Here is a 24,380-nt window from a genome sequence, read left to right as displayed (position 1 = left end):
GAGAGACAGGCCCCGTGGTGCCTGGAAATACGTACAGCGGCACCCGGCCGCCTCCGGGAGGCACGCGCTGGACCACGCCGCGCGGCTCCAGCTCGGGCGGCAACAAACGGCCGGCGCGTGGCCAGCGCAACAACTCCGGCAGCGGCTGGAGCAGCCCTCCCGCGGGACGCACCTCGAACAACGCCGCGCCCAGCAACAGCTCCTCCGGCAGCGGCTGGAGCAGCCCTCCCGCGGGACGCACCACGAACAACGCCGCGCCCAAGGACGATGACTCGCGCGACAACAACAGCGGTAGCTCGGGCAGCGGCAGCGGCTGGAACACGCGTGGAGGCAGCAGCAGCGGCTCCAGCGGCTCGGGCTCCAGCAGCTCGGACTCCAGCGGCTCGGGCTCCAGCAGCTCGGACTCCAGCGGCAGCGGCTGGGGACGCGGTGGCAGCAGCTCCGGTAACAGCGGCAGCAGCAACCGTGGCTCCAGCAGCAGCTCGGGCTCCAGCTCCAGCAGCGGGGGCTGGGGACGCGGGGGAGCAGCAGCGGGAAGTCGTCCTCGGGCTCCAGCGCGCCTCCGTCCGGCCGCTCGGGTTCGTCGTCCTCCTCTGGTGGCAACAGCCGCTGGCGCTGAGGCGGACCCCGCCTCGGGGCGGGTGATGGCCGCCTCGCTTCGGCCAGTTCGACGACACCTGGCGTCCACATGAACGGCGCCGCGTCCCACTCCGGGGCGCGGCGCTGATGTTTTTTGGACAGCGCGGCGCCCTCCAGCCCCCTGGGCAGCGCCACCGCGGCGTCGACCAGGGGACGGACGGAGCGCGGGGTGGATTGCCGCCGCGTGGGGCCGTGGAGAGCTTTCCCGCGATGATGCGTCCTCTCCTGATGGCTCCATGTGCCGTGCTGGGACTCTCACTGGGCTGCGGCCCTGGCGATTTCACACCCGACCCTGGCGTGCAGACCGACGACGCCGAGGCCGTGGACCTGGACAACCTCCACATTGGTGTCAGCGGCACGGTGGACCTGCTCCCCGAGGCCCGGCGGTTGCTCGAGGCCCGGGGCCTGCCCCTGCCTTCGCTGGAGGGAGCGCCCCTCACCGCCACGGAGCCCCTGCGGCTGTCGGTGAATGACGCCAACGCCACCTTCGGCAGCACGCCAGCCGCCGCGGATGGCGCCTTCACCGTGCGCGACGTGGCCGTGCGGGAGATGCACCTGAGCCTCGCGGTGGGCGCGGCGGCCGCGGGACTGGTGCCCGCCCATACCGTCGTCTACGACTCCGCCTTCAGCGGCGCCCGGCCGCGCACGGACATCGTCGGCGCGCGCGTGTGGGCACTGCCGGACGCCTTCCATGACGCGCTCAGCGCCGCCGTGGGGGAGAGCGCCATCCGAGGCCACACCGAACACCGGGCGGCCACCCTGCGCGACGCCGGCTTCGTGCTGGGCCGTGTGGTGGACGCAAGCGGCCATCCCGTCGCGGGCGCGAAGGTCACCCCCGACGACGAGGCGTTGGCCGGTCGCATCCACTACCCCACCGCCGACCTCCAGGGCGCGAACCAGGACGGCACCGGCCCGGACGGCTTGTTCGTCTACGTCCACTCGGGCGCGGACGCGGAGGCCTTCCTCCTGTCCGTCACGGGCATGGACAGCTACGTGCCACGCAACGTGGGCGTGGCGCCGGGCTGGGGGCTGGTGCTCACCGTCCATCCCGGCCTCCACCCGCCGCCCTAGTCAGCGCGGCGCCCGGCCTTCCGCTCGTGACTCGGCTGCTCGGGGCCTGCTGCCCCGCGCGCGGGCCGCCCCCATGTTTCATCAGAAGTGCGCGCGGCTCGAGCCAATGGACTGACGGCGCCCATCCGTCCGCCCCCGTCGCTGCGCCGCACGCTCGTCCGATGCCGGAGGCAAGGGCGCGACGCATTTCTCTCATGGGAGCGTCTCGAACGGGGCCTCGAGCCGGTGCGTCACGGGAGGAGCCCTGTGCGTTCCTGGGGGACGCCACGATGAACGAGTGCTGGAGGCCGCAGCGTCGGAGCGCAGCCATGGCCCGCGGCATCGCCTGGCTCGCCACGCTGGGCGTCCCGCTCGTGGGCGCGCTGTACCTCTTGGGCTGGGCCTGGGACGTGGAGATGTTGAGGCCCGGCGTGGCCGGCATTCCCATGACGCCGGTGACAGGCATCGCCATGATATTCGGCGGCGCCGCCCTGGGCCTGCGGCTGCGCCGCCGCCCGCTCCGCCACCAGGAACCCGCGGCCACCGCCTGCGCGCTGGTGATGCTGGCCATCGGCGTGGTGAGTCTCCTGCGCGACCTCACCGGCTGGGACGCGGGGGCGGAGGCACTGATGCTGCGCCTGCTCGATGAGCACGCCTCGGCGCTCCCTCGACCCTCTCCCCTCTCCGCCACCGGCATGACGCTGCTGGGCGTGGCCCTGGCGCTCCCGGCGCGGAGCCGCTGCGTCCGGCTGCGCGACACGCTGGTCGTGCTGTCACTGGTGACTTCGACGCTGGGCCTCAACGGCCTGTTGATGGGCCCCTTGTTGATGGTGGGCACCCTGCCCTTCCTCGCCGAGCGCAGCATGGGCCTGCCCACCGCGCTGACGCTGCTGCTGCTGGCGGTGGGCACGCTCTGCGCGCGACCGGGCCTGGGGCTGATGAGCCGCATCACCCGCGACTCGCTCGGCGGCTTCCTCGCGCGCCGGTTGGTGCCAGTGGCGCTGATGGGCCCCTCGCTGGTGGGCATGGTGTTGATGCTCCTGCACGACGTGCGCGCCATCAACCTGGAGGCGAAGCTCCCCATCTTCGCCACCGTCGTGAGCGCGGGCGGCGCGGCGCTCGTGCTCCTGTCCGCGCGGGCCCTGGACCTCATCGAGACCCACCGCCAACAGGCCACCGCGGCGCTGGAGTCCTCCGAGGCGCGCTACCGGGGCCTGCTGGAGACCACCCCCGCGCCGCTCTTGACGGTGGATGCACAAGGCCTGCTGCGCTTCGTCAACACGGAGGCGGAGCGGGTGTTCGGCTATCCGCGCGAGGAGCTGCTGGGCCGCGAGGTGGAGCTGCTGGTTCCCGAAGGACTCTTCGGTGGCCGGAGCCTGGACACCGGCCTGGGCGAGCGCGCCATCCACGGCCGCCGCAAGGATGGCAGCCCGCTGTCGCTGGAGGTGCGGCTGAGCCCGATGTCAGGCCCGGAGGGTCCCAGCGTGCTCGCCGTCGTCCGCGACGTGACGGAGCGGGAGCGGTACCTCGCCAGCGTCCAGCGTGCCCGCGAGGAGGCGGAGCTGCAGCGCAGCCAGGTGCAGGCCCTGCTGGACCACACCCCCGTGGGAATCGTGTTCGTGGCGGCGGACGGCGACGGGCTGGTGGCCAACCCCGTCGCGGAGCAACTGCTCGGGCGCCCGCTGGGGGGCGTGACGCTGGAGATGACAGGGGACAGCCCCTTCGTGCTCACCGCTGACGGCAAGCCGGTCCACAGGACGGACGTGCCCATCGTCCGCGCGCTGCGCACGGGCCAGCGCGTGGGGCCCGAAGAGTTCCTCATCCTCCACCCCGACGGGAGCCGGCTGCCAGTGTTGATGACCGCGGCCCCCGTCTTCGGTCCTGGCGGGAAGGTGCGCGGCGTGGTCTCCACGGCGCAGGACGTGACGACGCGCCACGAGCTGGACCGGCTCCGGGAGGAATACGTCAGCCTCATCTCCCACGACCTGCGCAATCCGCTCCACACCATCAGCCTGCGCGTGGGCCTGCTGCGGCGCGCCCTGCGCGAGCGGAACCTGGAGCGGGAGGAGTCCATGACGGAGTCCATCCAGCGCAGCGTGGCCTGGATGAGCTCCATGATTGAGGAGCTGCTGGAGGGCTCGCGGCTGGAGTCCCAGCGGGAGACGCCGCGCCGCGAGCCCCGGGACCTGGCGCGCTTCCTGGAAGGGGTGCTGGAGCGGGACGTGGCCCCCGACGTGCGCGAGCGCTTCCACCTGGAGGTCCAAAGCAGCCTGCCCCCTGTCTGGGTGGACGCGACGAGGCTGGAGCGCGTGGTGGTCAACCTGATGACCAACGCCGCCAAGTACAGCCCCGACGGGCAGCCCATCACCGTGCGCGCCCAGCTCCAGCCGGGACAGGTGGTGGTGTCGGTGACGGACCTGGGCCCCGGGCTGAGCCCGGAAGACGCCGCCCGCGTCTTCGACAAGTACTACCGCACGCGGAAGAGCGGCGTGGCGGACGCGAAGGGCCTGGGGCTGGGGCTGTACATCAGCCGCCTCATCATCGAAGCGCACGGCGGGCGCATCTGGGTGGAGAGCGAGCCCAGCCGGGGCTCCACCTTCAGCTTCAGCCTGCCCGTGGCCCCGCCCGGCGCGACCCCGCTCCCGCCCCAGGTCCCGAATGGTCAGGACCCGGCGGCGGGAGACGGCTCCGCCGTCAGCGCGTAGGCGCCCAGCGCGGCAGCCAGTCCGGACCCTTGGCCGTTGTCAGCCGCGTCTGCCCGGTGCCATCCGCGCGCATGAGGTACACGTCCGTGTCGCCCTCGCGCTCGGACACGAAGGCCAGGTACTTCCCGTCCGGGCTCCACGCGGGCATGTCGTCCCGGAGCTTGCCGTCCGTCAGCGCCACGGGCGCGCCGCCCGCCACCGGCACCACCCAGATGCGGGTGTTCCCATCCGGCAGCCGGCTCACGTAGGCCAGCCGCTGCCCGTCCGGACTCCAGGCGGCCTCGCGCTCGTCGCCAGCAAAGGACTCGCCCGACACGGCGCGCAGGTCCGAGCCGTCCGGACGGAGGAAGTACAGCCGGTCCTTGCGCTCCCGGTCACTGACGATGACGAGCCACTGGCCGTCCGGGCTCCACTTCGGCGTGCGGTCCTCATGGTGGAAGAAGGTGAGGCGGCGCTCACCGCTGCCGTCCGCGTTCGCCACGTAGACCTCGGGGTCGCCCTCGCGGCTGCACACGAAGGCCACCTCCTTGCCATCCGGCGACACCGCTGGCTCGAAGCAGCCCTGGGGCACGTGCGTGAGGCGCACCTCCGGCACCCCCTCGCGGGGCTCCAGGCGCACCACGTCGCTGAAGCCCTGGGCGTCGGACTCGGCCACCAGCCAGGTGCCGTCCGGCGCCCAGCTCGCATTGCGCGCGCGCGCCCGGGGCGGGTGCAGCGGCACCACCGGGCTCTTGCCATCCAGCGGCAACACGCGCATCTGCTGGCGGTGCAGTCCGCCCTCCTCCGCCGCGGCGATGACGAGCAGCGACTTGCCGTCTGGCGACAGGGGACCGGGGTACACGTCCTCCTCACCGCGCGTCAGCTGCGTCTCCACGCCGTCCGGACTCACCTTCCAGACATCCTTCCGCCCCGCCCGCTCCGACAAGAAGATGACCGCGCCTGGAATGGCGCCCGCCTCCTCCTTCGACAGCGGCCCAGGGCCGGGCGTCCCGCCACACCGGCCGGAACACCCGACACCGAGCACGGCGAGCGCGGTCAGACACCGCGCCCGCCACGGCCAGGAACGCTGAAGCCGTTCAAGGCCTCGCATCACCACCTCACTGAATCCGGATGGCGTCCGCCATGACGACGTAGCCTTCGGAGGCCCAGCGGCTCAGCTGCACCTTGTTCCAGCCGGCGGCGAAGTTGTAGGTGCCCAGCGTCACCCACTTGCTGCCGTTGGCCTGCTGGTTCACCGTCACCGTGCTGTTGCCACCCGTGTGCGTAATCACGAAGGGCGCCGCGGGAGAGCGGTTGGTGCCCTGCACCCACCAGGCCTGGATGGTCCGGCTGCCCGCCGAAGGCATGTGGAAGTGGAACACCGCCGGCTCGGAGATGGCCTGCGTGGAGGCGAAGTAGTAGTCGTTGCCGTAGTAGCCCGCGCTGGTGCCACGCTGCCAGGTGGATGGCACCGCGATGTAGCCCTTGCTGGCGTTGTTGTTCGCGTTGTTGCTGTCCACGACGATGGCCGAGGTCGTGCCGCCGTCACCGCAGTAGCTGCGAATCTGATTGATGTAGGTGGTCCACGGCCAGTTGCGGCCCGGGTCCGTGCGGTTCTCCGGCTGCAGCCGGGCGTGCGCCACGATGTGGTAGCTGTCGCGCGGGATGCCCCGGTCCCGGGTGATGTCGCACGTCAGCCGGGCGGAGGTGTTGATCATCCCCGTGTTGAAAGAGGCCGAGCTGGCGTAGCCGCCGTGCTCGATGCCGATGGAGAAGTCGTTCGTCGACCGGCCGTTGAGGTTCGACTTCACGCCGCCGTTGAGGCTGCTGCGGTAGGCGGCGCCCACGTGCCAGGCGCGGCTCGTCTCACGCACCAGCTGCGACACCTCGGTGCCCGTCTCATTGACCACGTAGTGCGCGCTCACGCCCGCGGCGGAGTTGGTCAGCCAGCTCCAGCAGCCCGAGTAGCCACCCTCACAGGTGTGGATGATGACCATCTGCTGCCCGATGCCGGAGGGCCGCGCGTTGTAGTTGGGCGACGGGCGCCAGATGGAGGCCGCGTAGTCCGGGCCGGCCGCCAGGGCCTGCATCTTCGGCAGGGCGAACTTCGGCTCGACCTGGGTCGCATCCAGCGACACGGCGACCTTGCCCGCCGGCGTGAACGCACCCGCGCCCTCGCGCAGCACGGCGTACACGTCGTTGTGGATGTAGTGCGCCTGGATGTCCGGGTCGGAGATGTCCGTCAGGCGCACGGCCACCGGGGCCCACGCGCCCAGGTCCGCGCGGTCGATGCCCGCCTCGTCGGCGTACTTCGACAGCAGCGCGGCGCCCGCGCGCAGGTTGGCCAGCGGCTCGGCGCGCACCGCGTCCGCGGACACGCCCGCCAGGGCCGCGCCGTCGGTGATGAGCTGGCCGCGCAGGCCCAGCAGACCAAAGGCCGCCGGGCGGCCCTCGAACTCCTCCTCGCCCAGGACGTGCTCCCAGCGCGTCTCCGCGTAGGAGATGGCCTTGAGCAGGTTCACCGGGACGTTGAACTCACCAGCGGCCTTGGCGAACTGGGCGTCCAGTTCGTTGGGCGTGCGGCGAGCCGCGTCGGCCACCGCGCGGGCGGCGTCATCCACCGCGCCCGCGGGAACCTGCGACTCAGGGGCCGTCTCTTCCGGAGACGCCTCGGGCTGGGGGCCACAGGCCGCCAGGGCCATGGCCGCGGCCGTCGCCGCGAACGTCTTGCGAAACACGTGCATGGATACTCCTTGAAGGGGGGTCAGCAGCTCCACGGTCGCCCCCGTCCCACGGGAGCGGCGCAGGGGCCACGCCTGAGCACCATGCATGCCAGCCACGCGTTCCCAGGGAGCTCCTCTTTTCCACGACTCCAAGTGGAGCATGGATGCTCCACCTCCCCGTCAAGAAATCCGCCCACAAATCGAGCACCCGGCGACGCAACCTCCTGGAATCAGGAGCAGCCCACATGTAAGCCCTGACAGCCGAGGCGTCGGGTTGGCCACCGGATGTCGCACTGACGTTTTTCGAGACAGAACTCCGTAAAGCTTGTTTACCGATTTCCAGTGCCCCTCGCCTTTTGGCGTGAGACCGGATGCGGGGACTGGGACGAGGGCTTCCGCTATGAGGGGGCCATGCGGCTCTTCGGAATCGGCGACACCCACCTGCCCTCCACGCGACAGAAGGACATGCACCGTTTCGGGTGGTCCGAGCATCCCCTGCCGCTGCAACGCGCGTGGGATGAGCGGGTGGCGCCGGAGGACGTGGTCATCGTGGCGGGGGACATCTCCTGGGCCACGCGGGCCCACGAGGTGATGGATGACCTGGCGTGGCTGGACGCGCGCCCGGGCCGCAAGGTGCTGGTGCGCGGCAACCACGACTACTGGTGGGGTGACTCCGCCTCCAAGCTGCGCAAGCTGCTGGAGCCCTTCCGCACGCTGGAGGGCTTCCTCCACAACAACGCCGTCGTCATGGGCCCGTGGGTGATTGCGGGCAGCCGGCTGTGGACCGCGCCGGAGGCGCCGCCCATGCCCGGCGGGGAGATGGGGGACGAGGCGGCGGACACCGGCTACGTGGAGCGGGAGACGCGCCGGCTGACGGCCTCCATGGAGGACGCGAAGAAGAAGGAGGCGGCCAGCGCCACGCCGCTGGTGCGCGTGGTGGCCGTGCACTTCCCGCCGGTGTACGCGAACGAGAAGGCCACCGCCTTCAGCGAGCCCATCGAGGCCTTTGGACCGAAGGTGTGCGTCTATGGCCACCTGCACGCGGCCGGCATCGCCGCGGGCTTCACGGGCGAGCGCGGCGGCGTCCGCTACGTGCTGGCCTCGTGTGACGCGGCGGGCTTCGCCCCGATGCTGCTCGACGAGGTGTGAGGAGGCGCGCCATGCCGTCCAACAAGGCGGAGCTCGAGGCCCGGCTCGCGGCCGTGCAGCCGGGTGATTCGGTGCGGGGGCTGTTCTTCAAGTCGGTGCTCAGCCTCGTCCAGCAGCAGGCGGGCCTGACGGCGATGGAGACGGTGCGCGAGGGGGCGCCAGGCGCGGCGTACACGGACCTGCGCACGTACCCGGCGCGGGACTTCCTGACGCTCCTCTACCGCGCGGCGGACGCGCTGGAGCCGCTGCTGGGCCCCGAGGACGCCGTCTTCCATGCCTGCGGCGAGAAGGACGTGACGCGCTTCTCCACCGGGCCGGGCATGCTCATCTTCGGCATCATCTCCCGCGGGGACCCGCAGAAGCTCTTCGCGGGCGCGCAGATGGGCTACGGCGCGGCCGTCAGCTACGGCAGCCGCGACTACGTGCCCACCGGCCCCACCTCCGGCACGCTGCACATGCGCCGGGACATGCTGCCGCCCGCCTACCACGAGGGCATCCTCACCGGCGCGCTGAAGGTGCTGGGCTTGAAGGGCACCGCGCGCGCGACGCCGCGAGGCATCGACAGCGCGGACTACGACATCCGGTGGGCGTGAGGCGCGGCGCTCAGTCCACGCGGGTGTAGGTGACGTCCAGCTCGGCGACGACGCGCTCGCCCACCGACGCCTGGCAGGTGAAGGTGTGCGCGTCACCGTCGTGCGCGCGGCGGACGGCGCCGAACGTCACCGTCTGGCCCGCGTAGGCCAGGGTGTCCGCCTTCAGCCGCACGTCCTTCGCCACGCAACGGGCCCACGGCGCGCCTTCCAGCCGGCGCAGCAGCGTGGTGGCCACGCGCGTCATGCCACCGGCCACCACGGCCACCGGCATCACCGGGTGCAGCGCGAAGTGCCCCTTGCACATCTCCGCCGTCACCGGCCCCAGCGTGGCCGACAGGCTCTCACCGTCCGGCCGCCAGTCGCGCAGCGCCAGCGGCTTGCTGTAGGGGTTCTGCCGCAGCCGGGCCCACTCCTCGGGGGTGCGCTGCACGCCCTCGTCGCGGCGCGGCTCGCGGCGCATGTCCACCCGGGCCTCGCCGAACAGGCGCGTGAAGGCGGCGGCGGACAGCACGTTGTAGTCCACCTCCAGGCGGAAGAACGGCGTGCCGTCCGGCAGCGACAGCAGCGTGCGCGCGGTGGCCGTGCGGCGGCCGGTGAACTCCGCCTTCGCCAACCCCCACAGCAGGTCCGTGGCGCGGGCCATGGGCTCCGGCCGCAGCCACTCCCCGCGCGCGCCGCACGCCAGGTAGAAGTGCTGGCCGTCCTTGGGCGACATCAGCGCGGACGCGCACGAGCCCAGAATCGCCAGGTGCCGCCCCGCCTCACCCAGGCCGATGGGGCCCGCTTCCGCGTCCGGGTCCTGCTGCACCGGGAGGCGCGCCACCACCTCGCCCGCCCCCATCACCGTCACGTCCTTGAGGGCGTAGTACGGGTCCCTCACGCAGATGCGCGGGTAGAGGTCCGCGTGCGTCAGCAGCGTGTGCGGCGCCAGGCCCGACAGCGTCTCCAGCGTCTGCTCCGGCGGAGCCCAGGCAGCAGCGGGGGCAACAGCGGAGTTGGCGGACGCGGGCGCGATGTCGAGCATGGGGCTGACCTGGTTTCGGACGAGGGGTGTCGGGGGACACCGGTTTGCGAAATGTCGAGCTTCGTTCCGTCCGCGGAGGATTCATTCCGCCGGACAAAAATGATTTTCGACATACGGTCCGATTTGTTGCCTCCCGTCATAATTTTCCGTCCGAAAGGTAAATCTGGACGTAGATGTGGCAGGGAGGCGCAGCCAGGGATACAGAAGCGCCATTCAACGCAAAGAGTCAAGGCAGATGTGGGGTGAAGCGCACCCGCCCTGGCTCAGGCGTTCACGGGGCTACAACTCCACCTGCGCGCCCAGCTCCACCACCCGGTTGGGCGGGATGCGGAAGTACGAGGTGGCGCTGCGCGCGTTGCGGCTCATCCAGGCGAACAGCGCCTCGCGCCACACGGCCATGCCCGGGCGTTTGGTGGGAATCAGCGTCTCCCGCCCCAGGAAGAAGCTGGTGCCCATGAGCTGGAACTGGAGCCCCTTCTCGCGGCAGCGCTTCAGCACGTCGGGGATGCCCGGGTTCTCCATGAAGCCGTAGCGCGCCACCACGCGCACGAAGCCCTGCTCCAGCGGCTCCACCTCCACGCGCTCGACAGGCGGCACGTGCGGCAGCTCCTCGGAGAGGATGGTCAGCAGCACCACCTGCTCGTGCAGCACCTTGTTGTGCTTGAGGTTGTGCAGCAGCGCGGGCGGGGTGCCCTCCGCGTTGCCCGTCATGAAGATGGCCGTGCCCGGCACCCGCACCGGCGGGTGGTCACCGAAGCTGCCCAGCAGCTCCTTCAAGGGGATGCTGGACGCGCGCAGCTTGGCCGCCAGGATGTCGCGCCCCTGCTTCCACGTCGTCATCAGCGTGAACACGACGACGGCCATCAGCAGCGGGAACCAGCCGCCGTCCGCCACCTTCACCGCGTTGGCGCCGAAGAAGGCCAGCTCCACCACCAGGAACAGGCCCACCACGGGAATGGCCACCCACCGCCGCACGTCCCACAGCTCCCGGGCCACCACGTAGGCCATCAGGGTGGTGATGACCATGGCCGTGGACACCGCGATGCCGTAGGCCGACGCCAGCGCGCTGGAGGAGCGGAAGCCCAGCACCAGCGCCACCACGCCCACCAGCAGCGCCCAGTTCAAGCCGGGCAGATAGATTTGCCCCATCTCCTCCGCCGAGGTGTGCACCACCTCCATGCGCGGGCTGTAGCCCAGCTGCATCGCCTGGCGCGTCAGGGAGAACACCCCCGCGATGAGCGCCTGCGAGGCGATGACGCCCGCCACCGTGGACAGCGCCACCAGCGGATACAGCATCCAGGACGGCGCCAGCAGGAAGAAGGGATTGCGCGCGGCGCTCGGGTCGCGCAGCACCAGCGCGCCCTGCCCCAGGTAGTTGAGCATCAGCGCCGGAAGCACCATGGAGAACCACGCCAACTGGATGGGCTTGCGGCCGAAGTGGCCCATGTCCGCGTAGAGCGCCTCGCAGCCCGTCACCACCAGGAACACGCCGCCCAGCACCAGGAAGCCATGCAGGTGGTTGTGACGGAACAGCTCCACCGCGTGCCAGGGCGACAGCGCGCCCAGCACCGCCGGGTTGTGCACCAGCTCCTTCACGCCGAGCGCGGCCAGCGTGAGGAACCAGACGCACATGACGGGCCCGAACACGGCGCCGATGTGCGCGGTGCCGTGCCGCTGCACCAGGAAGAGCGCCACCAGGATGACCAGCGCGATGGGGATGACGTAGGGGTCGAAGACGTCCGTGGCCACATGCAGGCCCTCCACCGCGCTGAGCACGGTGATGGCCGGGGTGATGATGCCGTCTCCATAGAGGAGCGCCGCGCCGAAGATGCCCAGCGTAATCAACACCGGACGCGACCGGTGGGGCGGCTGCGCGCGCTGCCGCTGCATCACCAGCGCCATCATCGCCAGGATGCCGCCTTCGCCCCGGTTGTCCGCCTTCATCACCAGCAGCAGGTACTTCACCGACACGGTGATGATGAGCGACCAGAAGATGAGCGACAGCACCCCCAGCACGTTCGCGGGCGTCGGCGGAATCCCGTGCGCTCCCGTGAAGCACTCGCGCAACGCGTACAGCGGGCTCGTGCCGATATCGCCGTAGACGATGCCCAGGGCCCCGAGGGCCAGCAACGCCGAGCGCTTGAAGGTGTCCGGGCCCTTCTTGACGTCTTCGCCGCCCGGCACTCCGGTGGTGGTCGCTTTCACGACGCCGCGCTTTAGCTGAACCCGGGCCCAGAGCAACCGCGACCGTGTCGCGTCCGGCAGATTCCCTCGTGCGCATGCCGCCTCCCCCGCCTCGGCGTCACGGGGCCCCAGGGCCGGGAGTGCGTCCGGAGCGAACACTCCCAGGCCGGGGATGTTCGACATCCGCGACGGCACGGCCGCCCTGCCCGGACGGACGCTCCTCGCCCCGCTTCAGCCATGTTCCCATCCAACACGATGGGGGGGAGACGCGATGACGAGGGTGGCGGCACAGGGTCAGGCAGAGGCCCGGCGGTCCGGAGCACGAGGTCCAACAGTCCTGGAAGCCATCTTCCAGGTCTCCCCCCTGGCCATGCACCTGCTGGACCTGGATGGCACGGTGCGGCTGTGGAGCCCCGCCGCCGAGCGGCTCTTCGGCTGGAGCGGGGAGGACGTGCTCGGCCGCCGCGCGCCTTGGGCCACCGACGCCCGCTGGGCGCTGTTCCGCCGCCATCTGGAGCAGGCCTCGCAGGGCCTGGAGCCGCCCTGCCTGGAGCTGGAGCTCCACCGGCGCGATGGCACGCCGCTCCATGTCGAGCTGTGGGCGGCCTCCATGCCGGCGTCCACCGGTCCCGCCCAGTGCATGGGCATGCTGGTGGACGTCACCGAGCGACGCCGGGGTGAGGCCCACCGCCGGCTCCTGGCGGAGGCCAGTGAAGTCCTCGGCGCCAGCCTGGAGCAGGACGCGACGCTGGAGCACCTGGTGCGGCTCGCCGTGCCTGGCTGCGCGGATTCCTGCCGCGTGTTCCTCGAGGACGCCCCGGGCGAGGTGCGGTGCGTGGCGTCCGCGGGGCTGGACGCACGGGAGCCCCTCGACGCGGACGTGCCCTGCATCCCGGACGAAGCAGCGGTGTCGAGAATCATCGCGTCCGGAAGGCCGGCGCTCCACGCGGAGCCGCCGTCCTGGCTGGGCGTCCCACTGGCGTGGCCAGGGCGGAAGGGCGCCGCGCTGGTGCTCACCCGCGCCGGCCGGGCCCTTGACGCGCGCGACGTGGCCCTGGCGCGGGAGCTGGCGCGCCGGGCGTCACCCGCCCTGGAGCACGCGAGCCAGTACCACGAGGCGCGCCAGGCCCTCCGCCTGCGCGAGGAGTTCCTCGCCATCGCCAGCCATGAGCTGAAGTCCCCCATCAGCGCGCTCCAGCTCCAGGTGCAGCACCTGCGCACCGCGCTGGAGCGCGCACTGGACGACGTCCCCCGGGAGCGGCTGCTCCGGGGCCTGGACCTGATGGGCCGTCAGGCGAAACGGCAGGCGAAGCTCATCGACGCGCTGCTGGACGTGTCGCGCATCCACGCCGGACGGCTGGAGCTGAACCCGGAGCCCGTGGACCTGGGCGCCCTGGTCCGCGAGGTGGCGGAGCGCTTCGAGCCAGAGGGGGCGGGCGCGGGTACCCCCCTGACGTTGTCGCTGCCGCGGGAGGCCCACGGCCACTGGGACCGGCTGCGCCTGGACCAGGTCCTCACCAACCTGGTGTCCAACGCGATGAAGTACGGGCGGGGCGGCCCCGTCCAGGTGACGCTGTCCAGCACCGAGGCCCACGTGCGCCTGGACGTGCGCGACGCGGGCATCGGCATCGCGTCGGAGCACCTGCCCCGCCTCTTCCACCGCTTCGAGCGCGCCGTGGCCGGCCGGGACTACCATGGCGTGGGCCTGGGGCTGTGGATTGTCCGCGAGGTGGTGGAGGCCATGGGCGGCCACGTCACCGTGCGCAGCGAGCTGGGCGTGGGCTCCACCTTCACCGTGGTGCTGCCGCGGGCGCGCGGGTGAGGACGCTCGAGGGCCCACCCGCGCGGGCGCGCCTCACAGCGCGAGGAACAGGATGGCGGCCTTCTCCTCGGGGCTCGCCGCGAGGAACTCGTCCGGCAGCCAGATTTCCGAGCCGGGCGTCATGGCCCGGTCGCAGCTGCGCCGGCCCGTGTAGAAGCGGTTCGTGTCCTCCGCCTTCAGCCGGTAGGTGCAGTCGCGGACGTAGAGGGTGAGCTCGCTGGGGCTCAGCTTCAGGTTGACGGGGCGTCCGCCAAAGCCGCCCTTGGCCACGATGGCGTCCCCCTCCTTCGTCACCGTCAGGTTCACCGGCGCGCCGCCGACCGCGCCCTCCACCGACCCGTCCTTCAGCGTCAGGGCGAAGTTGCCCTTCAGCCCGCGGCCCTTCAGCATCCCGGGCGAGCGAGCCACCTGGAAGTCCGCCCCCGTCACCGCCTCGGGCGTCATCTCCAGGTTGAACGACTGGAAGGCAATCTTCAGGTTGATGGCGCCCTGCTTCGGCTCGGCCATCGCCACGCCCGCCCCCAGCACCACTCCCAACACCAGCACGCTCCGGCGGAGCGGCATCAGCATGCGCTTCATGTGGAGACCTCCTCGTACGGTTTCATCCCCGGATGAATAACGACAGTGTGGACACCGGATACCGGCCCGTCATTCACCCTGGGGCCCATACCGTCCACGCCGTGGGCGCGCGCTGTGAACGGCGTTGACACCCAGACCCCCTCCGCGCGCGCAACCCCTCGGAAACAGGCCCGGCCTCGGGTGGCAGGCTCCTTGCGATGACGCCCCTCCGAAAGGAGCGGGCCATGGCGGAGACAGGAAGCGCGCGGTGGGGAACGGCGAGGCTGGACGGAGGCAAGGTGCTGCGCTGGAGCCTCCTGCACGTGGGCGCGCTGGTGGGGGGCGCCTGCTTCTTCTCGTGGAGCGCGGTGGCGGTGTTCGCCGGGCTGACCGCGGTGACGATGTGCCTGGGCGTGTCGGTGGGCCTGCACCGGGGACTCATCCACCGGGCCTTTCGTGCCTCGGCGCCCGTGGAGCGCGCGCTGGCGCTGCTCGGCACCCTGGCCGGCCTGGGCGGCCCCATCGCGATGAGCCGCATGCATGACCTGCGCGACTTCCACCAGAACCAGCCGGAAGCGGACTGTCCGCCCTACTTCGGCTACCGCGAGGGCTTCACGCGCGCCATGGCCTACGCCCTCTTCCACACCTGGCACCCGCGCGACGGCGCCCCGGACGCGCCAGCGGCGCCGCGGGTGACGCAGGACGGGTTCTTCCGCGGCCTGGAGCGCGCGGGCCCGTGGCTCCAGGCGCCGCTCGCCCTGGCCCTGTACGCGCTGGGCGGGGCGCCCTGGGTGGCCTGGGGCATCCTGGTGCGGCTGGCGCTCACCCAGGACGGCTTCTGGTGCGTCCATTACGTGAGCCACGTGGAGGGCGAGCAGCCCTACGAGCTGCCGGGCTGCGCCGAACAGGGGCGCAACGCCGGCTGGCTGGCGCTGCTGAGCATGGGTGAGTCGTGGCACAACACCCACCACGTCTACCCGGCCTCGGCGCAGATGGGGCTCGGGTGGCGGCAGCCGGACCCGGGCTGGTGGGCCGTGCGCGGGCTGGCCGCGCTGCGACTGGTGCACGACGTGAAGTCGCTGGCCCACCTGCCGCCGCGCCTGGGGGCACGCCTGCGCCGCCCGGAGCCGCGTCGGACCCGGCGGCTGTGCGCGCTCGCCCTGCGCCGGGCCTGAGGCCCCAGGTGGGCCGCGCTTCACTCCTCGACGTTGCGCAGGAAGTCCGCCACGTGGGCGAAGCGCTCATCGAGGAAGCGGCGCAGGCCCCCGGTGATGCCCCGCGCGTCCATGGCCCGCTGCATGGAGCGCACCCACGCATCCCGCATGGCGACGCCCACGGGCAGGTGGCCATGCCGCATGCGCAGTCGGGGGTGGCCATGACGCTCCGTGTAGTCCTGCGGCCCGCCCAGCCACCCCGCGAGGAACAGGCCGAAGCGCTCGCGCGTGCCGCGGTTCACCCGGCCCTCGGCGTCCAGTTCGTGCAGGCGCGCCAGCTCGGGCTCGTGGGCGTCCATGGCGTCGTAGAAGGCCTCGGCCAGGGCCATGGCCGCTTCAGTGCCGCCCAGCCGGTGGTACGGCAGGTCGTCCTGGCTTGGCACCCAGTCGTCTTCGGAGGGCATCTTCAGTTGTACGGACATGCTTTCCTTCTACCGCTGGAGACGACCGGGTTCATGGAGACTCGTCATTCCCCTCGAAACGAGCGGCTGACCTCCGGCGGACAGAGAGGCAGGCGGTCCAGGGTCTGCTTGCCCTGGAAGATTTGACCTGGGTGAGAGGCGGTTGCTAGAGCCACGGCCACCCGTGTCTATCTCCCCCCGCGTCGCGCCCTCTCCCCCCGTGGTCTGGGTGCTCGACGACAGTCCAGTAGAGACCCAGGCCATCTGCCGCGCGCTGGAGCCCTACTGCCGGATGACGGGGTTCCTGGACGGGGCCTCACTGCTGGAGGCCCTGACGCAAGGGCCCGTGCCCGAGGTGCTGGTGCTGGACTGGCACCTGCCCGGCATGTCGGGCCTGGAGGTCTGCCGCTTCGTCCGGAGCAATCCCGCCTCCGAGCACGTCCCCGTCCTGCTGATTACCGGGAACACGCGCGCGGAGGACGTGGTGGAAGGCCTCTCCGTGGGGGCCAACGACTACGTCTTCAAGCCCTTCCGCCCGATGGAGTTCGCCGCGCGCGTCCAGGCCCTGGCGCAGTGGGAGCGCAGCCGGCGCAAGACGTTGGAGGACGAACGGGCGCGACGCCGGAGGCTGGAAGGCACCCTGACGGAGGTCCAGGCCGCCGAGGAGCGCGCCTGGCGCAGCGAGCTGCGCTTCCGGCTGGCGGCGCGCGCCACGCGGGACGCGGTGTGGGAGTGGGACCCGCGCACGGGCCTCATGGACTGGACGAGCGGCCTGCACGAGGTCTTCGGCTACGCCCCCGGCACCATCCAGGACGAGCGTCGCTGGTGGGAGGAGCGGCTGCACCCGGACGACCGCGCACGCATCGTCGCCAGCCTCCAGGCCACCTTGGAAGGCCCCGAGCACGAGTGGCAGGGCACCTACCGCTTCCAGCGCGGAGACGGCTCCTGGGCCTACGTGGCGGACCGCTGCCACATCATCCGCGACGCGCAGGACAGGGCCACGCAGGTGGTGGGCGCCATGCAGGACGTCACCGAGCGCCAGGCGGCCGAGGCCGCCCGGGCCCGGCTGCTGGAGCTGGAGCGCGGGGCCCGGGAGGAATCAGACCGGCAGCGCGCCATGCTGGCCACGCTCTTCGAACAGGTGCCTGCGCTACTCGGAGTGCTGAGCGTGCCGGACCAGCGCTGCGTGGTGGCCAACGCGCGGCTGCGGGAGCGCTTTGGCCAGCGGCCCCTGGTGGGCCGCACGCTCCGCGAGGCCCTGCCGGAGCTGGAGGGACAGAACGTCCTCGAGGTGCTGGACACCGTCTTCGCCACCGGCGAGCCCTTCAGCGCGCGGGAGCTGCCCGTGCGCATTGCCCAGGTGCCCGGCGGCCCCCCGCCGGAGGGCTACTTCGACTTCATGTACCAGCCGATGCGGGACGCCAGCGGAAGGCTGGCGGCCGTCATCCTGTTCGCGGCGGAAGTCACGGACTCCGTGCTGGCGCGGCGCAAGGAGTCGGAGCTGGCGCAGCAGATGAAGGCCCGCGCGGACTTCGAGCGGCAGCTCATCGGCATCGTCAGCCACGACCTCCGCAACCCGCTGGGAGCCATCACCCTGGCGGTGTCCATGATGCTCCAGCGCGGACCGCTGGATGAGCGGCAGGAGCGGCAGGCGCAGCGCATCCGAAGCTCGGCGGACCGCGCGACGCGGATGATTCGCGACCTGCTGGACTTCACCCGCGCGCGCCAGGGCACGGGGCTTCCGGTGTACCCCCAGCCCATGGACCTGCACGAAGTCGTGCGCGCGGTGCTGGACGAGGTGCACGCCGGCTGGCCCGACCGTCGACTGGAGACGGAGCGCTCCGGAAACGGCTTGGGCACGTGGGACCCGGACCGGCTTGCGCAGCTCATTGGCAACCTGGTGGGCAATGCCCTGCAGTACAGCCCGCCCGGCACGCCCGTGCGAGTGATGTCCCGAGGCGATGACGACGGCGTCGTGCTGGAGGTCCACAACCTGGGCCCGGCGATTCCGATGGAGCGCCAGTCGCGCATCTTCGAGCCGCTGGAGCGCGCCACGGTGCGTCCGGAGGACCAGGGCCGGCGCAGCATCGGCCTGGGGCTCTACATCGTGCGCAGCATCGTCCTGGCCCACGGCGGCACGGTGGAGGCACGCTCCCAGGAGGAGACGGGCACCACCTTCACCGTGCGGCTGCCGCGGCATGCGCCCACCGCGCTGCCCGTGCGCCCGGACGGCGGCGAGGCCACGGGGTAGCTCAGGGCGCCCAGCGCTTGGGACGGCGCTTGAGCGTCGTCAGGCCCAGCCGGTCGCAGAAGACCTCGTACGCGGCGGCCGGCACACCCTTCCACGCCAGGTCCTCCAGCGACGACGTGCCCGGCAGCGGCGCGTCCGTCACCAACGTGGCCAGCCGGCGGTAGAGCAGCGCGGCGTCACGGTGCTCGCGCAGTGTCGCGGCCAGCTTCTCCGCGCCCCGGGGACGCACCTTCCATTCGGACGCCTCCGCGGGGATGTCCTCCAGGTGGCCATGCGCGCTCAGCAGCGCCGACGCGCCCTTCTCCCCGAAGCCCGGCAGCCCGGGGATGCCATCCGCCGCGTCGCCCATCAGCGCCAGCAGGTCCGGCACGCTCGCGGGCGGCACCCCCAGCTTCGCGCGCACCGCGTCCTCGTCGAGCACCTTCTCCTGCCGCCGGTCCACCTGCACCACGCGGCTGCCGCGCACGCACTGGCCCAAATCCTTGTCGGGCGTGAGCAGCCGCACCTGCTCCACCGCGTCCGTCCAGCGCGCCGCGGCGGTGGCCAGCGCGTCATCCGCCTCCTGCTCCTTCATGGACCACGCGGTGACGCCCAGCGCGCGCACGGCCTCCTCCGCCAGGTCGAACTGCGCGTGCAGCTCCGGAGGGACGCCCTCGTCGCTCTTGTAGCCGTCGAACAGCGCGTTGCGGAACGAGCGGATGGGGTTGTCGAACGCCACCGCCACGTGCGTCACCGCTTCGTCCGCGTCGTGCAGCAGCGCGAGCAGCGAGGACATCAGCCCCACCGTGGCCTTCACGTCCTGTCCACCCGGCGCGGCATGCCCTGGACGGGGCGAGAAGTGGGCGCGGTAGAGCTCGTAGGTGCCGTCGACCAGGTGCAGGCGCATGTCGCCCTCTCTACCCCCGGTGGCGCGCGCCGGCCAGCGCCCAGGTGCGCCCGGGAGGGGAAGTCCCCACGCGAGAGGCGAGGCGCCTGCGTGGCTGCCCGCCCGCTGTTCGGCCAACCCTGCCACGGTTGGATTGCCGGCCTGTCTCCGAGGCCCCACCTCTACGTCTGGGCGCGCCATGACGCGTGTCCACGTCCTCGAGCGGCAGGAGGTGAAACCATGCGCCTGAAGCTGACGGCGGTGCTGCTGGGCCTGACGATGGCGGGATGCGCCGGACGGCAGGTGCTTCCCGCGCCGAATGAGCAACGCGTGCAGGCCGAGGCCTCGCTGCGCGCGGCGGAAGGCGCTGGCGCCGCCCGGGTCCCCGAAGCGGCCCTCCACCTGGAGTTCGCCCGGCAGCAGATTGCCGACGCGGAGCGGCTGTGGGTGGAAGGCGAACAGGAAGCCGCGGAGCTGCGCTTCAGGCAGGCCGAGGCGGACGCGGAGCTGGCGCACGCGCTGGCCCGGGCCGTCCCGCTGGAGCGCGAGTCGCGACGCACGGCCGCCCAGGCGGAGTCGCTGCGCCGCGGCCAACCGTGAGCCGACAACCTCGACAGGAGAGAGCGACATGCTGAAGCGTGGATGGAAGGCCCTCGCTGGCGTCACGGCGCTGGCCGCCGTGGGGTGCGCACACACGCCGCCGCCACAGGAGCTCCTCGACGCGCGCGCGGCGTACCAGGAGGTCTCCACCAGCCCCCAGGGCCGTGAGCGTCCCCGCGACGTCGCGGCGGCGCGAGATGCGCTGCTGGAAGCCGAGCGGGAGTACGACCGCAGCCAGGACTCCCCTCGCACCCGCTCGCTGTCCTACGTGGCGCTGCGTAAGTCCGAGACGGCGGGGGCGCGCGGCACCGCGGACCTGGCGGCGCGGCGGCAGGCCGAGGCCCAGGCCACGCTCCAGCAAGCCCAGGCGCGGCAATGGCAGCGCTCCCAGGCGGAGCTGGAGGCGGCCCGTCAACAGCTCGCCCAGGCCGAGCGTGAGCGGCTGCAAGCCCTCCAGCAACAGCAGCAGTCCCGACAGCACGCCGTGACGCGGCAGCAGGAGGCCGAGCGCGTGCGGATGGATGCGCGGCGGCGCCAGCACGAGGCGGAACAGCTGCGGCGGTTGGCCCAGCAGCAGGAGGCGGAGTCGCTGCGGCTGGCGGAGGAGACCACGCGGCTTCAGGAAGAAGAGCAGCGCCGGGTGCGGGCTGAAACGGAATCCCAGCGCCTGGCCCAGGAGAACCACGAACTGCTCCAGCGCACGGCGGAGCTGGAGGCGGAGCAGGAGGCACGGCGCCAGGTGGAGCGGGAGCTGGAGCGCGAGCGACAGGCACGGCTCGACGCGGAACAGCGCGCCACGGAGGCCCTGACGCAGCTGGAGTCGACGGCGCGCGACGTGAAGGTCCGCGAGGAGTCCCGAGGTCTGGTGCTGACGCTGTCGGGACAGGTGCTGTTCGCCTCGAACGCGGTGGACCTGCTCCCGGCGGCGCGTGAGCAACTGACGGAGGTGGCCAACGCGCTCAAGGCGTCTGACAGCCCCATGGTCATTGAAGGCCACACGGACTCGATGGGCTCGGACGCGATGAACGAAGCCCTGTCCTATCGGCGCGCGGAGCGCGTGCGGGAGTTCCTCATCAGCCAGGGCGTGAGCCGCGACCGCGTCGAGGTGCGCGGCCTGGGTGAGTACCGGCCCGTCGCCAACAACTCCACCCCCGAGGGCCGGGCCAACAACCGGCGCGTGGAAATCATCCTCCCGCGCGGAGGAGCGGAGGCCACCGGCGGCAGCGGCGCGCCGTCCCCGACGACGCCTCGGCGCTGAAAGCCAACGGACGCCGGGGTTGAATGCCCGCCATGGGCCCAGACGCAGTCCAAAGCCTGCTGAGCACCGAACGCCTGCATCTGGCGCAGCTTCCGCCGGATGCGGCGTGGCGGGTGCTCGCGTACCACGAGGCGAACCGGGAGCACGTCTCCACCGTGTCGCCGGCGCGGCCGGCCAACTTCTTCTCGGTGACGTACTGGCGCACGCGGCTGGCGCAGGACCGCGAGGACTTCCGGCGCGACCTGTCGCTGCGCGTGTTCCTGCTGCCACGAAACCAGCCCTTCCTGCTGGCGCCCATCATCGGCAACGTGTCGCTCACGAACATCCGCCGAGGCCCGTTGCAGTCCGCGGACCTGGGCTACGGCCTGGACCACCACTACGAAGGCCAGGGCCTGATGACGGAGGCCCTACGCGCGCTGTGTGACTACGCCTTCAACGTCATGGGCCTGCACCGCCTCCAGGCCAACCACCTGCCGGAGAACGTGCGCAGCGCCGCGGTGCTGAAGCGCCTGGGCTTCCAGGTGGAGGGCATGGCGCGGGAGCTCCTGCTCATCGACGGCCAGTGGCGAGACCACGTCCTCAACGCGCTGATTGCCCCTGGCCGGCGGGGATGACCGGGGGGCTACTCGCCGCGCTTCGTCATGTCGAAGAGCGCCCGGGCCTGGGGGCCCAGGAAGCCATCGAAGTCGGGCGTGCGCTGGGCAATCTCGAAATAGGCGTAGGGCCACGAGCGCGCGCCACCGCCCTTGAGCAGCACCGGCAGCGGCGCGGCCTGCGTGGCGGTCTGCCGCAGCGCCGTCCCGGGCGCGCCCTCGATGTCGGCCTTCATCGGCACGCCGGCCTCGCGCATGCGCTGCTGCCACGCCTCCACGTCGTCCACCGAGCCGGTGAAGTGGTTCACCTTGCGGCCGAAGGCGAGCAGCCAGGCCGCGTACTGGGACTCCTTCTCCAGCTCCAGCAGCGCGGCCTCGTCCGGCGGGGGCGGCGGGCCGAACCACGCGGCCAGGGCGTCCACGTCCTCGGGAGGCGCGGGGTCCTCGGGCAGCCGGGCGAGCAGCTCGCGAGCGCGCGGGGACAGCTCCTCCTGCTTCAGCTCGGAGATGAAGATGCGGGGCAGCCCCGCCGGATGTGACAGATAGATGGCGGACAGGTGCGCGTCCGGGAAGGTGTACGCGCCCGCGGCCTTCCAACCGAGCCGGAGGAAGGGCTGCGAGAAGAGCGCGATGCCACCACCGGGCCGGGCCAGCGAGCGGAGCGCGACGTGGTCATTGCGGAAACGGCCCCCGGAGAGCTGCACGAAGGTGCGCGCGTAGGGCACCTCCGCGGCGTAGCGCTCCCACAGCAGGTCCAGGAGACGGCGGGCGGAGTCGGTGGTCATGGCGCGCGAAGCTTACGCCACCACCCGCCGAAGCCCGCCGTGACCGGCCCAGGCCACCCTCCCTCGGGGAAAAGTGCGGCGGCGCGCGGCTCCGGGTCCTTGGAGGGGACTTCAGCCAGAGACGCGCGCCGCCGAGCAGCGAAGCTGCTGAAGACTCGCCTTGGAGTTTCGAGTCTTCACACCGACGGTATGCATTGACTTCTTCCCCGCCACCCCACCCGCGCACCGGAAGCGAGCGCCGGAATAGGGTGTGCCGACGGAAAATGCCAGGACGCCGCAAACCACAGCACCAACACCGCGTTGAGCTACCTTGAAGTCCTGCTAATCCAAACTTTGTTGCCGCAACATTCCGCCTGAGCTGCGTGAAAGCCGGCTCGCATCATTTGAATGAGAGAAATTGAGAACTGAGAATCAGTGCAGATGCTCGGGAAGCATGGGCAGTCCGTGGAAGAAGCGGCGCCCGCTCTCGAAGCGGCGGTGGAAGCAGAAGCGGTCATCCAGGTAGAGCCGCGCCATCTCCTCCTCGCCATAGGCCGTGAAGAAGGTGGCGCGGGCCTCGTCACAAGCGGCCTCGTACGCCGCGCGCAGGGCCTCCCAGTCCTCGGGGGGAGTCTCCTCGCCGCTGAGCCAGGCGCCCTGCTCGACGCCGTATTCGCGTTCCATCAACTCCAACTCCAGCGCCAGCCGGCACACGCGGGGCTCGTCACCAATCGCCTCGTCCGCCATGGTGGTGAGGATGTGGGCCACCAGGAAGAAGCCCGCGTCGGGAGGCACCACCCCGTCCTCACGCGCGGCGCGGAAGGCCACGAGCAGCTGCGCATCCATCGCGTCGTCGCCCAGCTCCAGCAACTGGGTGGCGAGGCCCCGCCACCGCGCCTCCATGTCCCCCGCTTCCTGGAGGTTCAGTGCCTCGTCTCGCGTCTTCTTCATCGTGTGGCTCCTTCGGGAACTGCTCCCGAAAATCTCATCCGGGTCTGACGTCCAACCACGATTACGAGGACGTCCGGATTTACCGCTGCTTGCATCCGCCGTTGGGCGGATGACGGCGCATGGCGGAGGCCGTCCGCTGATGGACGCGTCGTCGCCCGTCGAGCCATGCTGCGCACCACTGTGTCCATTGACCTGCGGGCCGCGACGGCCTCGGACGAACCCTTCCTCTTCGCGCTGTACGCCAGCACCCGGGAGGCCGAGCTCGCCGCATGGGGCTGGGCGCCCGCGCAGCGCGACGCCTTCCTCCGCATGCAGTGGATGGCGCAGTCTCACGACTGGGCGGCCCGCCATCCCGGCGCCGACCACCTGGTGGTGTGCCACCAGGGCCAGCCCGTGGGGCGCCTGCTGGTCGCGAAGGACGCGGCGACGTGGCGGGTGGTGGACATCGCCTTGCTGCCCACACACCAAGGCAGCGGCGTGGGGACCCGGCTGCTGACCCAGGTGCGGGACGAGGCCGGAAAGGCGGGCGTCCCCCTCCGGCTGCGAGTGCTGCGAACCAGCCCCGCGCGCAGGCTGTACGAGCGCCTGGGCTTCGAGGTGGACGCCGCGCCGCCCGAGGAGGAGGCCGCCGACCCTTACGTCGCCATGACGTGGAACCCCGCGCCACGTCAGGACTGATGCACAGCCGAACCATGCGCCAGAAACACGAACGGCCCGCGAGCTGATTGCCCGCGAGCCGCCGCATCCCCCCAAACCCTCAGGACCTACAGGAACACGTTCTCCGGCGTCGGCGTGACGGTCCGGAGGTCATAGCCGACGGCACCCGCCTCGGACGGCTGAGGCGCGACCAGCGTCCCGCCACCACCCGAGCCGCCATTGCCACCGCACGCGCCGCCACCACCTCCCGCGGAGATGGCCTGACTGGCGCCCGTGGGGTTGGCGGTGGCGCCCGCGGCGCCCGCGTTCACGGCGATGGTGCCCGTCACGGCAGGCGTCGTGGTGGAGAGCAGTTGGATGATGCCACCGGCACCGCCACCGCCACCGCCCTTGCCCGCAC

The 24,380-nt window shown here is 71.6% G+C and carries 20 protein-coding genes and 2 pseudogenes; 11 read left to right on the top strand and 11 right to left on the bottom strand.

Annotated elements, in window-relative coordinates; all coding sequences use genetic code 11:
* Positions 1–463, bottom strand: a pseudogene (locus tag G4D87_RS10230) (hypothetical protein); the annotation flags it as partial.
* A gap of 263 nt (positions 464–726) precedes the next feature.
* Between G4D87_RS10230 and G4D87_RS10225 the strand changes: the two are divergent.
* Together G4D87_RS10225 and G4D87_RS10220 are read left to right on the top strand one after the other, a co-directional pair.
* Complete coding sequence (locus G4D87_RS10225) at positions 727–1,710, top strand: carboxypeptidase regulatory-like domain-containing protein (protein ID WP_163781383.1); 984 nt, start codon at positions 727–729, stop codon at positions 1,708–1,710.
* A gap of 308 nt (positions 1,711–2,018) precedes the next feature.
* Complete coding sequence (locus tag G4D87_RS10220; protein WP_240358157.1) at positions 2,019–4,394, top strand: sensor histidine kinase; 2,376 nt, start codon at positions 2,019–2,021, stop codon at positions 4,392–4,394.
* Here G4D87_RS10220 and G4D87_RS10215 read toward each other — a convergent pair.
* Positions 4,384–5,484, bottom strand: coding sequence for a TolB family protein (locus tag G4D87_RS10215; RefSeq protein ID WP_163781382.1), 1,101 nt, complete (start codon positions 5,482–5,484; stop codon positions 4,384–4,386). The two genes, G4D87_RS10220 and G4D87_RS10215, sit on opposite strands and share 11 nt — an antisense overlap.
* A gap of 7 nt (positions 5,485–5,491) precedes the next feature.
* Positions 5,492–7,117 (bottom strand): golvesin C-terminal-like domain-containing protein, encoded by a 1,626-nt coding sequence (locus G4D87_RS10210; RefSeq protein ID WP_176412245.1) that lies wholly within the window; start codon positions 7,115–7,117, stop codon positions 5,492–5,494.
* A gap of 390 nt (positions 7,118–7,507) precedes the next feature.
* On the opposite strand from G4D87_RS10210, the gene G4D87_RS10205 reads away from it, so the two are divergent.
* Together G4D87_RS10205 and G4D87_RS10200 are read left to right on the top strand one after the other, a co-directional pair.
* The gene (locus G4D87_RS10205; RefSeq protein WP_163781380.1) at positions 7,508–8,245 is read left to right on the top strand and encodes a metallophosphoesterase; all 738 of its coding nucleotides are present in this window, start codon (positions 7,508–7,510) and stop codon (positions 8,243–8,245) included.
* Between the two features lie 11 nt (positions 8,246–8,256).
* The gene (locus G4D87_RS10200) at positions 8,257–8,838 is read left to right on the top strand and encodes a TIGR02265 family protein (protein ID WP_176412246.1); all 582 of its coding nucleotides are present in this window, start codon (positions 8,257–8,259) and stop codon (positions 8,836–8,838) included.
* A gap of 10 nt (positions 8,839–8,848) precedes the next feature.
* Here the strand turns inward: G4D87_RS10200 and G4D87_RS10195 are convergent, their stop codons facing one another.
* Together G4D87_RS10195 and G4D87_RS10190 are read right to left on the bottom strand one after the other, a co-directional pair.
* Positions 8,849–9,862 (bottom strand): hypothetical protein, encoded by a 1,014-nt coding sequence (locus G4D87_RS10195; RefSeq protein WP_163781376.1) that lies wholly within the window; start codon positions 9,860–9,862, stop codon positions 8,849–8,851.
* Positions 9,863–10,141: 279 nt separating this feature from the next.
* Positions 10,142–12,103 carry a potassium transporter Kup gene (locus G4D87_RS10190; protein WP_163781386.1) on the bottom strand — a complete coding sequence of 654 codons (1,962 nt, stop codon included), beginning with the start codon at positions 12,101–12,103 and terminating at the stop codon, positions 10,142–10,144.
* Positions 12,104–12,416: 313 nt separating this feature from the next.
* Here G4D87_RS10190 and G4D87_RS10185 point away from each other — a divergent pair, with 313 nt between their 5' ends.
* Entirely contained in the window at positions 12,417–13,868 is a 1,452-nt protein-coding gene (locus G4D87_RS10185; RefSeq protein ID WP_240358156.1) for a sensor histidine kinase, read from the top strand.
* A 33-nt stretch (positions 13,869–13,901) separates the two neighbouring features.
* Here the strand turns inward: G4D87_RS10185 and G4D87_RS10180 are convergent, their stop codons facing one another.
* Positions 13,902–14,447 (bottom strand): hypothetical protein, encoded by a 546-nt coding sequence (locus G4D87_RS10180; protein WP_163781372.1) that lies wholly within the window; start codon positions 14,445–14,447, stop codon positions 13,902–13,904.
* 224 nt (positions 14,448–14,671) lie between these two features.
* Between G4D87_RS10180 and G4D87_RS10175 the strand changes: the two genes are divergently transcribed.
* Complete coding sequence (locus G4D87_RS10175; protein WP_240358155.1) at positions 14,672–15,601, top strand: fatty acid desaturase; 930 nt, start codon at positions 14,672–14,674, stop codon at positions 15,599–15,601.
* A gap of 20 nt (positions 15,602–15,621) precedes the next feature.
* Here G4D87_RS10175 and G4D87_RS10170 read toward each other — a convergent pair whose 3' ends face one another.
* Positions 15,622–16,062 carry a group II truncated hemoglobin gene (locus tag G4D87_RS10170; RefSeq protein ID WP_163781368.1) on the bottom strand — a complete coding sequence of 147 codons (441 nt, stop codon included), beginning with the start codon at positions 16,060–16,062 and terminating at the stop codon, positions 15,622–15,624.
* Positions 16,063–16,225: 163 nt separating this feature from the next.
* On the opposite strand from G4D87_RS10170, the gene G4D87_RS10165 reads away from it, so the two are divergent.
* Positions 16,226–18,292, top strand: coding sequence for a hybrid sensor histidine kinase/response regulator (locus G4D87_RS10165; protein WP_240358154.1), 2,067 nt, complete (start codon positions 16,226–16,228; stop codon positions 18,290–18,292).
* A 1-nt stretch (position 18,293) separates the two neighbouring features.
* Here G4D87_RS10165 and G4D87_RS10160 read toward each other — a convergent pair whose 3' ends face one another.
* Positions 18,294–19,178 carry a 5'-3' exonuclease gene (locus G4D87_RS10160; RefSeq protein ID WP_163781364.1) on the bottom strand — a complete coding sequence of 295 codons (885 nt, stop codon included), beginning with the start codon at positions 19,176–19,178 and terminating at the stop codon, positions 18,294–18,296.
* Positions 19,179–19,397: 219 nt separating this feature from the next.
* Between G4D87_RS10160 and G4D87_RS10155 the strand changes: the two genes are divergently transcribed.
* From G4D87_RS10155 to G4D87_RS10145, 3 genes are read left to right on the top strand one after another with little or no spacing between them, the layout of a single operon-like run.
* A complete protein-coding gene (locus G4D87_RS10155; protein ID WP_163781361.1) occupies positions 19,398–19,757 on the top strand; it encodes a DUF4398 domain-containing protein in 360 nt (119 codons plus the stop codon).
* Between the two features lie 28 nt (positions 19,758–19,785).
* Positions 19,786–21,015 (top strand): OmpA family protein, encoded by a 1,230-nt coding sequence (locus G4D87_RS39955; protein ID WP_163781359.1) that lies wholly within the window; start codon positions 19,786–19,788, stop codon positions 21,013–21,015.
* Positions 21,016–21,038: 23 nt separating this feature from the next.
* Complete coding sequence (locus tag G4D87_RS10145) at positions 21,039–21,629, top strand: GNAT family N-acetyltransferase (RefSeq protein WP_163781357.1); 591 nt, start codon at positions 21,039–21,041, stop codon at positions 21,627–21,629.
* Between the two features lie 8 nt (positions 21,630–21,637).
* Here G4D87_RS10145 and G4D87_RS10140 read toward each other — a convergent pair whose 3' ends face one another.
* Together G4D87_RS10140 and G4D87_RS10135 are read right to left on the bottom strand one after the other, a co-directional pair.
* Positions 21,638–22,393 carry a DUF1338 domain-containing protein gene (locus tag G4D87_RS10140; RefSeq protein ID WP_163781355.1) on the bottom strand — a complete coding sequence of 252 codons (756 nt, stop codon included), beginning with the start codon at positions 22,391–22,393 and terminating at the stop codon, positions 21,638–21,640.
* 411 nt (positions 22,394–22,804) lie between these two features.
* Positions 22,805–23,323 (bottom strand): hypothetical protein, encoded by a 519-nt coding sequence (locus G4D87_RS10135; protein WP_176412253.1) that lies wholly within the window; start codon positions 23,321–23,323, stop codon positions 22,805–22,807.
* 165 nt (positions 23,324–23,488) lie between these two features.
* Between G4D87_RS10135 and G4D87_RS10130 the strand changes: the two genes are divergently transcribed.
* Positions 23,489–24,001, top strand: a complete 513-nt coding sequence (locus tag G4D87_RS10130) for a GNAT family N-acetyltransferase (protein WP_163781353.1) — start codon at positions 23,489–23,491, stop codon at positions 23,999–24,001.
* 86 nt (positions 24,002–24,087) lie between these two features.
* On the opposite strand, the pseudogene G4D87_RS10125 reads toward G4D87_RS10130, so the two are convergent.
* A pseudogene (locus G4D87_RS10125) lies at positions 24,088–24,380 on the bottom strand (DUF7151 family protein); the annotation flags it as partial.

It is taken from the genome of Myxococcus vastator (genome assembly GCF_010894475.1).
GTDB lineage: Bacteria > Myxococcota > Myxococcia > Myxococcales > Myxococcaceae > Myxococcus > Myxococcus vastator.
The sequence above is the reverse complement of the archived record's forward strand: the minus strand, read 5'-3'. Positions and strand labels throughout refer to the sequence as shown.